Here is a 285-nt window from a genome sequence, read left to right as displayed (position 1 = left end):
GCAAGAGTTTGGACACATAATAGTTGTCCATCGAATGCATCGACGTCAAATGAGACCCCGCGACGCACCCCTGCAAACCCAACCTCTGGGTCTCATAGGCGAGAGTTTCAATGTGGCGGGACAGGGGATCGTCGGTTTCATCGCAATGCATGTCAACCTGCAATCCCCGCGCGGCGGCAATCTCGCAAAGCTCTTTGACGGAAGCCGCCCCATCCTCCATTGTGCGTTCGAAATGGGGAATGCCACCAACAACATCGACCCCCATATCCAAGGCGCGGAGCGGAG

Annotated in this window: 1 protein-coding gene; it reads right to left on the bottom strand. The window is 56.5% G+C overall.

From position 1 onward, the window contains the following. Nucleotides 1-285: amidohydrolase family protein (locus AB9F27_RS22190; protein WP_369758245.1), on the bottom strand; the 285-nt coding region annotated here is incomplete at both ends.

The sequence above is a fragment of the Falsihalocynthiibacter sp. CO-5D18 genome (assembly GCF_041205445.1).
Taxonomy (GTDB): domain Bacteria; phylum Pseudomonadota; class Alphaproteobacteria; order Rhodobacterales; family Rhodobacteraceae; genus Falsihalocynthiibacter; species Falsihalocynthiibacter arcticus.
The sequence above is the reverse complement of the archived record's forward strand: the minus strand, read 5'-3'. Positions and strand labels throughout refer to the sequence as shown.